Genomic DNA, 12,203 nt, shown 5'->3' on the forward strand with positions numbered 1-12,203 from the left:
GCCCCCTCCTTTATTTGGTTACTTGGTCGAGCACTTCCAGATTATCCTTCATGATGGAGAGATAATCCTCTCCATTGCTGATATCTTTTTCCGTTAAAACGGACAGATTATGAATGGTTGCAGCATCGGCGCCGATTTCCTCCTGAATGATCTTGGTCACCCGGTCGGAGGTGTTTTGTTCAAAAATGATCGTATCCAGCTGATGCTTCTCTGCCTGGTCAATGATGGCAGTCAGTTCTTTTTGCGATGGCTCACTGCTTGTGGAGAGCCCATTGATCGCAATCTGCTCAATGCCGTAGCGTTCTTCCCAGTAGGAATAAGCGGCATGGGAGACCAGGATTTGTTTTTCCGTTTTATCTTCCAGGGTTCCCGTATACTGCCCATCCAGCGCGAGCAAGTCTTCTTGTAATGCCGTGAAATTTTCCGTGTAGAGGGTTTCCTCTTCTGGATTTAGTTCGATTAATTTGTCTGTAATTAATTCGGCCATCTGCAGCATGCGCAAGGGATCGAGCCAGATATGAGGGTTATGGTCTCCATGGCTGTGGCCTTCATGTGTATGGTTTTCATTAGTGGACGAATCATCTGATTGAGCACCTTCCTCATGGCTGTGCCCGTGTGCATGACTTTCGTCAGAGGACGCTTCATCTTTATGAGAATCTTCGTCATGGTTATGTTCCTCATGTTCGTCTTCTTCATTCTCGGTGGGGTGATCTCCCCCCGTGAAAAGCTCCTCATGCTGCCCAAGCTCCACCAGCTCCACAGGCTGGGAGGCAAGGGCATCTGCAGCTGTCTCGGCGAATCCTTCCATGCCTGCTCCCAGATAGATGAAGGCATCCCCTTCCGCGATCTTCGTGATATCCTTGGAGGCAGGTTCATAGGAATGGGCATCCACACCCGGCGGATAGACCGTCTCGGTAGTCACGGTGTCCCCGCCAATTCGCTCCACCGCATACTGAATCGGATAAATGGTTGTATAAATAGTGAGCCCTTCCTGATTTTCGCTGGCAGCCTGATTTGTCTGGGAACACCCGGCAGCTAACAAGCCCAGGAAAAGCAGGGAAATAAGTATTTTATAATTTCTCATTCTCGTATTCCTCTCCGTATTGTTTTTAACTTTTACCATCATACCGTAATGATTACGATTTGTAAATAGGAATGGTTACGATTAATGATATGATAGGGCAGTTTTTTTTATAATCGAAAGCAAATCGAAAAAGGTGGCAAAATGACTGAAAAAAATTTATCAGTTGGTTTTTATGGGGGAGAGGATAATTAAAATTAATATTGTTTTGCGGTACGGGAAGTTTGAATCGTACAAATGGAGGAAAATATATATGTAGTACTATTTATCAGCAGCAGTGAAAAATACATTACCTGAAAGGGGATATAAATCATGCAAACAACTTTAGATGTTCGCGGAATGACATGCGGCCATTGTGAGAAAGCAGTCAAGGACGCATTGGAGCAATTGGAAGGTGTCCAAGGTGTGGAAGTTAATATAGGAACAAACAAAGTTGATGTAACCTATGATGATGCACAAGTCACTGTTGCGGATATGCGCGCGGCAATTGAAGAGCAGGGTTATGATGTAGTGGCTTAGTGTGTGTGGCTGATCTCCTTGCCTGAGGAGGTCGGCTTTTTTTATAGGAGGTTTCTATCGAAAGAGTTCTGGAAACTTCCGGGCGAGAGCGAGAGCTTCAACCCGAGAGCGAGAACTTCAACCGGAGAGCGAGAACTTTAACCGGAGAGCGGGAACTTCAACCGGAGAGCGAGAACTTCAACCCGACAGCGCCAACTTCCACCCCACAGCAAAAATTTTCTACAAAAACATATTCCATTTCGGCAAAAACTGATAGAATAAAATAAACGATGCTAAAATAGAGATAATTTTAGTTGGGGGAATCAGCATGGAACAGCTCATGCGTAACTTCTTTTATATTTTTATCGAAAAATAAAACGCTAACAAAATTGGCGAAGAAATACGGCCTGCGCTTGGTGGCTGCAAGATTCGTAGCAGGTGTGACGATTGCTGAGGCGGCAAAAAAGATCAAAGAAATCGATGGTTACTGGCACGGTTACAACATGCGCCGACTGGCAGAGCGGCCAGCCAATGTGCTGTTTGTGCTGAAGGGTGTTCTGAAGAAATAAAGTCTCTGGGGAGAGGATGTCTGCCAGCGCTTCTTTTCCTGCCTGAAAAAACTTTCCGGATTTTCATGCAAAAAAATAGGTGATTTCCATTGCGAAATATCAGAATATAACTTATAGTAGATAGTAGTTGGATAGGAAACTATCCTTATATTTTTAACGTAAAAATGAATGAGTATTCATTCAAACGTCGATTGGAGGATATAACATGAAGCGATCAATCAAGCGGGCAGCAGTTCTCGGCTCCGGTGTTATGGGTTCGGGAATTGCCGCACACTTGGCAAATGCAGGAATACCAACCGTGATGCTTGATATTGTACCAAGGGAACTGACGGCAGATGAGGAGAAGAAGGGACTCACCCTTGAGGATGCCGCTGTACGCAACCGAATGGCTGTCCAAAGCAAAAAGGCGCTTGTTAAACAAAAGCCGTCTCCAATTACCAGCAAGAAGAGTCTTGACCTGATTGAGGTCGGTAATTTGGAGGATGATCTAGATAAACTGGCAGGTGCTGACTGGATTATTGAAGTGGTTGTAGAAAACCTGGAGATCAAGAAAAAAGTATATGCCACTGTTGATGAGCACCGCAAAGAGGGCACGATCGTCAGCTCCAATACATCCGGCATTTCGATTGAAGCCATGGCGGAGGACTGCTCGGAGGATTTCAAAAAGCATTTTCTCGGCACGCATTTTTTCAATCCGCCGCGTTATCTAAAGCTGCTTGAAGTGATCCCAACGAAAAACACGGATCCTGATGTCCTAGCCTTTATAAAAGAATTTGGTGAAAATGTGCTGGGCAAAGGGGTTGTCGAAGCAAAAGACACACCGAATTTTATTGCCAATCGCATTGGCACATACGGCCTGTTGGTGACAGTCAGGGAAATGCTGAAAAATGGCTACAGTGTCGGGGAAGTGGATTCGGTTACAGGTCCGCTGATCGGTCGTCCGAAGAGTGCCACATTCCGTACACTGGACGTTGTCGGTTTGGATACCTTTATCCATGTGGCTAACAATGTGCATAATCAAGTGGAAGGCGAGGAAAAAGAGATTTTCGCTGTTCCGGAATTTCTCCAAAAGATGCAGGAGAAGGGATGGCTTGGTGCGAAAAGCGGGCAGGGATTTTACCTGAAGCAAAAGGGCAAGGATGGGAGCACCATCTATGAATTAAACCCGGAAACATTAGAATACGAGGATCGCAAAAAGCTGAAAACGGCGGCGACCGAGATGGCCGGACAGGAAAAAGGTTCTCGCCGGAAATTGAAAGCGCTTATTCATGCAAAAGGTGACAGAGCCGGGGACCTGGTATGGTCAGTGATGAAGCCGGCACTGATTTACTCTGCGGAGCTTCTGGGCGAAATTGCCGATGACATTGTCTCCATCGATGACGCAATGAAATGGGGATTTGGCTGGGAAATCGGTCCGTTTGAATCATGGGATGCCATTGGTCTCAAGAAATCGGTGGAGCGGATGCAGGAAGAAGGCGAGCAGGTGCCTGCCTGGGTGCTTGAGCTGCTGGAAGCCGGGCATGAATCCTTCTATAAAAAGGAAAAAGGCCAAATCTATTATTATGACAACGGCGAATATAAGCCGAAACAGACAAATAAAAAAGAAATTCACCTGGCATCATTAAAAGAGAAAAACGGGGTCATCAAAAAGAACGCAGGAGCGAGTTTGATAGATTTAGGCGATGGAGTTGCCGGATTAGAGTTCCATTCCAAGAGCAATGCCATCGGACTTGACAGTATCCAGATGGTTAATTTTGCGATCGATGAAGTGGACCGGAATTATAAGGGGCTGGTGATCGGCAACCAGGGCAAAAATTTCTGTGTCGGTGCCAACCTTGCGATGATGCTGATGGAGGCACAGGACGACAATTTCTTTGAACTCGAAATGGTAGTCCGCCAGTTTCAGAATGCCGCACAGAAAATCAAATATGCCGACAAGCCGGTCGTTTCAGCACCATTTAACATGGCTCTTGGCGGTGGGGCGGAAGTCTGTCTGCCTGCAGCAGCCATTCAGGCATCGCCGGAAACTTACTTGGGCCTTGTTGAATTCGGGGTGGGTCTGATCCCTGGCGGAGGCGGAACGAAAGAACTTTATCTGAAAGCATTGCGCAATTTACCGGAAGGCGTCGATCTTGATCTAACGAAGATCGCAAATGACGTATTTGAAAAAGTTGCTACAGCCAAGGTTTCCACATCGGCTGCGGAGGCGCGCGAGAACGGCTTTCTTGATAACAATGACCGGATCAGCCGCAATGCGGATCACCTGCTGCATGACGCGAAAGCACGAGTGCTGGCACTGGCTGAGCAAGGCTACCGGGCACCGAAGCAGGAAAAAATCCCGGTTGTCGGAGACGCGGGTTATGGAGCGATGCTGATGGGAGCGAAATCCCTGATGTTCAGCGGCTATGCGTCAGAGCATGACGTGAAAATTGCAGAAAAATTGGCATATGTATTATCAGGCGGCCGGATCAAAGAAGGAACATTGATTGACGAACAGGTAATGCTTGATCTTGAACGTGAGGCATTCCTCAGTCTGATCGGTGAGCCGCTCACACAGCAGAGAATGCAGCACATGCTGGTCAAAGGAAAACCATTGCGCAACTAAACGAAGAGGGGGAGAAAAGGTGAAGGAAGCAGTAATTGTCGCAGGAGCTAGAACCCCTGTAGGAAAAGCAAATAAAGGAGCATTCGCGGACACCCGGCCGGATGATCTGGCGGCATTGACGATTAAAGAAACATTGAAACGCGCCGGGGGCTATGATGGCAATATTGATGATGTAATAATTGGATCTGCCATGCCGGAAGCGGAGCAGGGCATGAACATGGCGAGAAACATTGCCGGTCTTGCTGGTTTGCGAAATGACGTGCCAGGCATCACGATCAACCGCTACTGTTCATCCGGGCTTCAGAGCATCGCTTTTGCCGCAGAAAGGATTATGGTTGGCGGCAGTGACACCATCATCGCTGGTGGAGCAGAGTCGATGAGCCTGATTCCGATGGGCGGTCATGTGATTAAGCCAAACCCGACATTGGTCCAGGATGCCCCGGGGTATTACATGGGCATGGGCCATACGGCGGAAGAAGTGGCGAACCGGTTCGGCATTTCCCGCGAGGATCAGGATGCATTTGCGGTGCAAAGCCATGAGCGCGCTGCCAAAGCGATTCAGGAAGGAAAGTTTGCCGATGAAATTGTTCCGGTGGAAGTTTCCGAGCGGGTCGTCGGGAAAAACAATAAGATTGAAGAGCGAACCAAAACAGTGGAAGTCGATGAAGGTGTGCGGCCGGGAACGACAATGGAAGTTCTGGCAAAACTGCGTCCGGCCTTCCATGTAAAAGGATCGGTCACTGCCGGAAATTCCTCGCAGATGAGTGACGGAGCCGGCATCGTGCTGGTGATGGAACGTGAGAAAGCCAAAGCGGAGGGACTCATCCCGCTCGTCAAATTCCGTTCTTTTGCCGTAGCTGGCGTGGAACCGGAAATCATGGGCGTCGGCCCGGTCGAAGCCATTCCAAAAGCCCTCAAGATGGCTGGGCTGGAGATCAGTGATGTCGGATTGTTTGAATTAAATGAAGCATTTGCTGCCCAGTCTGTAAGGGTGATTCAGGCTCTGGATTTGGATGCGAGCAAAGTAAATGTCAACGGTGGGGCGATTGCATTAGGACATCCGCTCGGCATGACCGGCACCAAACTGACATTGAGTCTGATTCATGAGATGAAGCGGCGCAACGAACAATTCGGTGTGGTAACCATGTGCATCGGCGGCGGCATGGGCGCTGCTGGGGTGTTTGAACTGTTGTAGAGTAGTGGTTTTGGTTGTGGGTGCGGGGCTGGGGCCTCGAGGGAATGGGAGTAAAAGATTATGTTAACTAAAAGCGGTCTATCGGACATTTCGAGGGCTTGAGAGTGCATATTTGATAGAGAGGTTCTATCGGTCATTTCGAAGGCTTGAGAGCGTATATTTGAGTGATAGAGAGGTTCTATCGGTCATTTCAAAGGCTTGAGAATGCATATTTGAGTGATAGAGAAGTTCTATCGGTCATTTCGAAGGCTTGAGAATGCATATTTGAGTGATAGAGAGGTTCTATCGGTCATTTCAAAGGCCCGAGAGCACAGATTTGTCCGATAGAGGCATTCGATAAGGGCTTTCAAGGATATTCGGGTCAACGCTGGTAAGCCAGAGATGCCAAAGTTCCCATGCCCCCGCCCAGACCAACACGAGAACAACAAAAATAAATATTACCTGGAGAGGACGATAATCATGAGTGAAACAAAAGAACGGCTGTTTAAAGGCGGAGCATTTTTAACAGAAGATTTAACCGGTGACGACATTATTACGCCAGAAGATTTTACCGAAGAGCATAAAATGATTGCCAAGACCACCGAGGATTTTGTTAACGGAGAAGTACTTCCAAAACTGGAAAATCTGGAAAATCATGAATTTGAGCATTCGGTTGATCTGCTGAAAAAGGCCGGAGAGCTCGGGCTGCTTGGTGCGGATGTTCCAGAAGAATACGGTGGGCTTGGACTGGATAAAATCAGTTCCTCGCTAATCACCGAAAAATTCACCCCTGCTGGCGGTTTTTCCGTAAGCCATGGCGGGCATGTCGGCATTGGCTCATTGCCAATCGTGTTTTTCGGCAATGAGGAGCAGAAGCAAAAGTATTTGCCGAAGCTGGCCACTGGTGAAATGCTGGCGGCTTATGCGCTGACTGAGCCAAGTTCCGGTTCCGATGCGCTCGGTGCCAAAACGACAGCGAAATTAAACGATGCCGGCACCCATTATATCCTGAATGGGGAGAAACAGTGGATCACCAATTCGGCATTTGCGGATGTTTTCATCGTCTATGCAAAAATCAATGGCGAGCATTTTTCCGCATTTATCGTGGAGCGTGATTATCCTGGGGTCTCAACAGGCCCGGAAGAGAAGAAAATGGGAATTAAGAGTTCGTCCACCCGTACGTTGATTCTGGAGGATGCGGAAGTGCCTGTGGAAAACCTGCTTGGCGAAAAAGGGCGCGGTCATATAATTGCCTTCAACATTTTGAATGTCGGCCGCTATAAACTGGCGATCGGCGGGGTTGCCGGAGCAAAAGGTGCGCTTTCCGTTGCCACAAAATATGTGAATGAGCGCAAACAGTTTGATACACCAATTTCTCACTTCTCACTGACAAAGGAGAAGCTGGGCACAATCGCTTCGGAAATTTATGCAAATGAAAGTGCGGTCTACCGGACAGTCGGCCTGTTTGAACAGCGGATGGGCGCACTGACGGATGAACAGCTGAAGGACGGAAGGGAAGTTGCCCGCGCGATTGCTGAATATCAGATCGAATGCTCGATGGGCAAATACATGGCGACCGAGCTGCTGGATTACGCAGTCGATGAAGCAGTGCAGTTGCACGGCGGCTACGGATTTATGCAGGAATATGAAGTAGAGCGGATGTACCGCGATTCCCGCATCAACCGGATTTTTGAAGGAACCAATGAAATCAACCGCCTGCTTGTCCCTGGTACACTGCTGAAAAAAGCAATGAAGGGCGAACTGCCGCTCTTGCAAAAAGCACAGGGGCTGCAAGAGGAATTAATGATGATGATGCCGGAAGAAGTTGGCACAGAGGCGCTGGAGCAGGAGAAACATCTGCTCAGGAACGCCAAGAAAATTGTCCTCTTAGGTGCCGGGCTGGCTGCACAGAAATACATGCAGAAGATCGAGAACGAGCAGGAAATCCTCGTGAACCTGGCAGACATGGCAGCAGAAGTGTACAACATGGAATCCGCCATTCTCCGGACCGAAAAAGCGATCAGCAAATCCGGTGAGGAGAAAAGCAAGCAAAAGCTGCTGTACACTCAAGTGTATGTGCAGGAAGCATTCAACCGGATCGAGGCGGATGCCAAAGAAACCTTGATTGCAGTGGAAGAAGGAGACACGCTAAGGACGATGCTGTCATCGCTCCGCAAGCTGACCCGTCACACGCCGACCAATGTGATTGCCAAGAAACGTGAAATCGCTCAGGCGGTTATTGAAGAAGAAAAATATACGGTATAAGTGCTGTCCCCCTGCTAATCTACGGCAGGGGGATATTTATTTCGTTTTTGCAGCATTCCTGAAGCATTGAATACTTGGCTTATAGCCAACCTAACTCTACGCGTATACAATAAAATATGTTTATACTTTCTTAACGAAAATTTACCTTTTCCATGATAAAATGGACATACTAACAAAAGGAGGATTTACATGGCATTGACTTTTTACTGGTACCCGAATTGCGGAACATGCAAAAAAGCAAAAAAGTGGCTGGACGAGCATCAGATAGTGTACGAAAGCATACATATTACAGAAAACCCGCCTTCAAAAGAAGAACTGCTTGAACTGATGAATAAGAGCGAATTGCCTGCACGGAAGTTTTTCAACACGAGCGGGAAAAAATATCGCGAGCAAAACATCAAAGAGAAGATCAAAGATGCCGACGAGGAGACAATGGCGGAGATTCTCGCCTCAGATGGTATGCTGATTAAACGGCCGATTACCACGGACGGCGAGAAGGTGACCGTAGGGTTCAAAGAAGATGTATTTGAAGAGACTTGGAAACCCAATAAATAATACTAGAAAATTGCCAGCAGACCTTGTATGATAAAGGTGGAACAATGATGATTTGGAGGGATAGCGATGAACGTACCAAAGGATCTTTTGTATTCAAAAGAGCATGAATGGGTGAAAAAAGAAGGCTCCCAAGTGCGGATCGGCATTACCGATTTTGCACAGGATGAACTGGGGGATATTGTGTTTGTTGAAATGCCGGAAGTCGGTGATGAGCTGGAAGTTGATGAGCCGTTCGGCAGCGTGGAATCGGTAAAAACTGTGTCCGAGCTATATGCGCCGATCAGCGGGAAAATTGTTGAAGTGAACGAGGAGCTGGAAGACAGCCCGGAATTTGTCAACGAATCCCCGTATGACAAAGCATGGATGGTCACTGTTGAGCCTGCTGATGAAGCAGAGCTGGATCAGCTGCTAACGTCCGAGCAGTACGAAGAAATTACCGAGCAGGATTAGTAAAAAGGCTGGCTGTCTGATTTTATGCGGATAGGCAGCCCTGTTTATAAGCGCAACAGACACCGGAAGATTTTCAGGTAAAGCAGAAAAGCATCTTGGTTGATTTCACGGGGAGTGCTGTGTGATGATAACAGATGAAACGGAAAAAGTGATCATTGTGGAAGGGTTGACGGATAAGCGGCAGATTAAAAAGGTGATCACCGGCGATGTGACGATTATTTGCACGAATGGAACATTTGCGGTGGAGCGGTTTGATGAACTTTTGGAAACCTATGATCTGGACCATAAAGAAGTAATTATTCTGGTCGATGAGGACCCGTCCGGCATGAAGCTGCGCAAGCAATTGGCCTGGGAGTTGCCGCATGCGGAGCATCTGTATGTAAGCAGTGAGTACCGGGAAGTGGCGACAACGCCGGAACATATTCTCGCGACCGCTTTATGGAGCAAGCATATCCCGGTAAACCCGTTCTTCTTGACTTAGGAGGGGAACATTGCAGCAAGTAACCGATCAAGTCCTCAGGCGGGACCGATATTTATTATATATTTACACACCATTTTGCGGCACATGCTCGCTTGCCCGGGCAATGCTGGATAAAATCGAAGCAGTCCACCGGGAGGATATTTTCTATGAAATGAATGCTTCCTTCTTCCCTGAATTTATGCAGGAGCAAAAAATAGAGAGTGTGCCGTGTCTTTTGATCATGGAGGGCGGCGAGATAAAAGAAAAAATATATACCTTCCATTCGATCGCCAATATTTATTCCTATTTGACCGAGTATAAACCTGAGCTGTTTGCCAACAGCTGAACCGGCTCCGAAAAAAAATCTTGACATCCCTATCGGGTGCGTGCTACTATGAGGATTATCAAATTTTAATTAAATACCGTTAATTATCTCTTATCTAGAGCGGTGGAGGGACTGGCCCAAAGAAACCGCGGCAACCTTCAAACAGAAATTGTTTGAAAAGGTGCTAACTCCTGCAAAGTGATTGCACTTTGACAGATGAGAGAACGAAAAGACTAAAGTTTACGTCTTTCTGTTCTCTTACAGAAAGGCGTTTTTTGTTTGTGGTCCCCGACCCACGAAAGTCGGGCGAGCATCGCTTTAAATCGAGCGACATACTTGGAAAGTCGAGCGAGCAACAGCCTAAGTCGAGCGAGTAACCGTCCAAGTCGGGCGACTCACCCGCAAAGTCGAGCGAGCAACAGCCCAAATCGCGCGACCTGCCCAAGAAATCGCGGGCCGCGAAAGAAGAAACAAGAAGCAGGACATACTAGAATTGTAAAGCTCTACAAGGAGGAAGCAAGTTGATAACCATTGATGGCTTACGAAAGATTTTTACAACCGATCAACAGGACATCAAAGCCGTTGATGACCTTAACCTCTCCATCAAAGAAGGAGAAATCTTTGGTGTGATCGGCTACAGCGGGGCGGGAAAGAGTACCTTTGTCCGGCTGCTGAACCGGCTGGAGGAGCCCACGAGCGGGAGTGTGGTGATTGATAAGCAGGAAATCACCTCCCTGAACACGAACGAACTGCGGCTGGCCAGACAGGAAATCGGCATGATTTTTCAGCATTTTAATTTGCTCTGGTCCCGAACGGTAAAAGATAACATCGCCTTCCCGCTGGAAATAGCTGGTGTGGCAAAGCAGGAACGAGAAGCGCGTGTCCAGGAGCTGATTGATCTTGTCGGTCTTTCCGGCAGAGAGGATGCCTACCCGGCACAACTGAGCGGGGGTCAGAAACAACGTGTCGGCATCGCCCGGGCACTTGCCAACCGACCCAAAGTGCTGCTCTGTGATGAAGCAACTTCCGCGCTTGATCCGGAGACGACCAATTCGATTCTCGATCTGTTGGTCGACATCAATCAAAGACTCGGGCTGACAATTATTCTGATCACCCATGAAATGCATGTGATCCGAAAAATCTGCCATCAGGTTGCCGTTATGGAAAACGGAAAAATCGTGGAGCAGGGAGATGTACTTGATGTCTTTCTTCGCCCGAAGCAGAAAGTGACCAGGAAATTTGTAGAGCAGGTGATGGGCACACCGGGTGAGGAAGAAAGTATCACCGAGCTGGTAGAAGCGTACCAGGAAGGCAAAATTGTCAAGCTGCATTTTGTCGGAGAAACAGCCAACCAGGCACTAATCAGCCAGCTGGCAAGGCGTTTTCCCATTGACATCAATATTTTGCAGGGGAAAATCACCCAGACACAGGCAGGTGCTTATGGCACGCTGTTTGTACAAATTGTGGGAGATCCGGCGGAATGCAGCCGTGCTCTGGCGCACGTTGCCGATGAGACGTCAGTGGAAGTGGAGGTGATCCGGGATGCTGAGTAATTTATTTCCCAACATCGATGTCCAGGATTTTTGGGTCGCTACCTATGAAACATTTTACATGACGATTCTTGCTTTAATCGGTACTGTGATATTCGGCATCCTGCTTGGGCTTTTGCTGTATATGACAACAAAGGGCGGCATCTGGGAGAACAAATATGTCAATTGGGCAACGGCGGCAGTAGTAAATGTTTTTCGTGCCATCCCGTTTATTATCCTGATATTGCTCCTATTCCCTTTCACCGAGTTTGTTGTCGGGACGATCCGCGGACCGAACGCCGCACTCCCTGCACTGATCATAGGCTCAGCACCATTTTACGGAAGGCTGGTGGAGATTGCCCTAAAGGAAGTGGATAAGGGAGTGGTCGAAGCAGCAAAGTCAATGGGAGCGAAAACACGGACCATCATTTTTAAAGTACTATTGCCTGAATCGATGCCTGCACTGGTATCAGGCTTGACCGTTACAGCCATCGCGCTGATCGGCTATACAGCCATGGCAGGTGTCATCGGCGCCGGCGGTTTGGGGAACTACGCGTACTATTTTGGTTTTCAGCGACGGGAATTTGATGTGGTTTTCCTTTGTACCGTAGCGATTGTCATTATCGTCTTTATTTTTCAATTCATCGGCGACAGGATCACGAACAAATTGGATAAACGGTAACAACCGCTTA

11 protein-coding genes, 1 pseudogene and 1 riboswitch are annotated in these 12,203 nt (G+C 47.9%); of the genes and pseudogenes, 11 read left to right on the top strand and 1 reads right to left on the bottom strand.

The genetic code is table 11. The features are described 5' to 3' along the window. Positions 1-10: 10 nt before the first annotated feature. Entirely contained in the window at positions 11-1,084 is a 1,074-nt protein-coding gene (locus CEG13_RS16185; protein ID WP_100012933.1) for a metal ABC transporter solute-binding protein, Zn/Mn family, read from the bottom strand. A 309-nt stretch (positions 1,085-1,393) separates the two neighbouring features. On the opposite strand from CEG13_RS16185, the gene copZ reads away from it, so the two are divergent. From copZ to CEG13_RS16240, 11 genes and pseudogenes are all read left to right on the top strand, one after another. Next, positions 1,394-1,600 (top strand): copper chaperone CopZ, encoded by a 207-nt coding sequence (copZ, locus tag CEG13_RS16190; protein ID WP_100012934.1) that lies wholly within the window; start codon positions 1,394-1,396, stop codon positions 1,598-1,600. Positions 1,601-1,907: 307 nt separating this feature from the next. Then, positions 1,908-2,061, top strand: a pseudogene (locus tag CEG13_RS16195) (proline dehydrogenase); the annotation flags it as partial. 292 nt (positions 2,062-2,353) lie between these two features. Continuing rightward, positions 2,354-4,753 (top strand): 3-hydroxyacyl-CoA dehydrogenase/enoyl-CoA hydratase family protein, encoded by a 2,400-nt coding sequence (locus CEG13_RS16200; RefSeq protein WP_100012935.1) that lies wholly within the window; start codon positions 2,354-2,356, stop codon positions 4,751-4,753. Positions 4,754-4,772: 19 nt separating this feature from the next. Next, positions 4,773-5,948 (top strand): acetyl-CoA C-acetyltransferase, encoded by a 1,176-nt coding sequence (locus CEG13_RS16205; protein ID WP_100012936.1) that lies wholly within the window; start codon positions 4,773-4,775, stop codon positions 5,946-5,948. A gap of 459 nt (positions 5,949-6,407) precedes the next feature. Continuing rightward, positions 6,408-8,192, top strand: coding sequence for an acyl-CoA dehydrogenase family protein (locus CEG13_RS16210; RefSeq protein WP_100012937.1), 1,785 nt, complete (start codon positions 6,408-6,410; stop codon positions 8,190-8,192). 189 nt (positions 8,193-8,381) lie between these two features. Next, complete coding sequence (locus tag CEG13_RS16215; protein WP_100012938.1) at positions 8,382-8,747, top strand: arsenate reductase family protein; 366 nt, start codon at positions 8,382-8,384, stop codon at positions 8,745-8,747. Between the two features lie 66 nt (positions 8,748-8,813). After that, complete coding sequence (gcvH, locus tag CEG13_RS16220) at positions 8,814-9,197, top strand: glycine cleavage system protein GcvH (RefSeq protein ID WP_100012939.1); 384 nt, start codon at positions 8,814-8,816, stop codon at positions 9,195-9,197. Positions 9,198-9,321: 124 nt separating this feature from the next. Further along, entirely contained in the window at positions 9,322-9,678 is a 357-nt protein-coding gene (locus CEG13_RS16225) for a toprim domain-containing protein (protein ID WP_100012940.1), read from the top strand. Between the two features lie 10 nt (positions 9,679-9,688). Then, a complete protein-coding gene (locus CEG13_RS16230) occupies positions 9,689-10,003 on the top strand; it encodes a thioredoxin family protein (RefSeq protein WP_100012941.1) in 315 nt (104 codons plus the stop codon). Positions 10,004-10,090: 87 nt separating this feature from the next. After that, a riboswitch (SAM riboswitch) is annotated at positions 10,091-10,205 on the top strand. A 298-nt stretch (positions 10,206-10,503) separates the two neighbouring features. Then, positions 10,504-11,535: a methionine ABC transporter ATP-binding protein gene (locus CEG13_RS16235; RefSeq protein ID WP_100012942.1), complete on the top strand. Its 1,032-nt coding sequence runs from the start codon at positions 10,504-10,506 to the stop codon at positions 11,533-11,535. Further along, positions 11,525-12,193, top strand: a complete 669-nt coding sequence (locus tag CEG13_RS16240; RefSeq protein ID WP_100012943.1) for a methionine ABC transporter permease — start codon at positions 11,525-11,527, stop codon at positions 12,191-12,193. The genes CEG13_RS16235 and CEG13_RS16240 overlap by 11 nt, the downstream gene beginning before the upstream one ends. Positions 12,194-12,203 lie beyond the last annotated feature (10 nt).

The organism is Lentibacillus sediminis (assembly GCF_002763455.1).
In the GTDB taxonomy this organism is placed as follows: Bacteria; Bacillota; Bacilli; order Bacillales; family Amphibacillaceae; genus Lentibacillus_D; species Lentibacillus_D sediminis_A.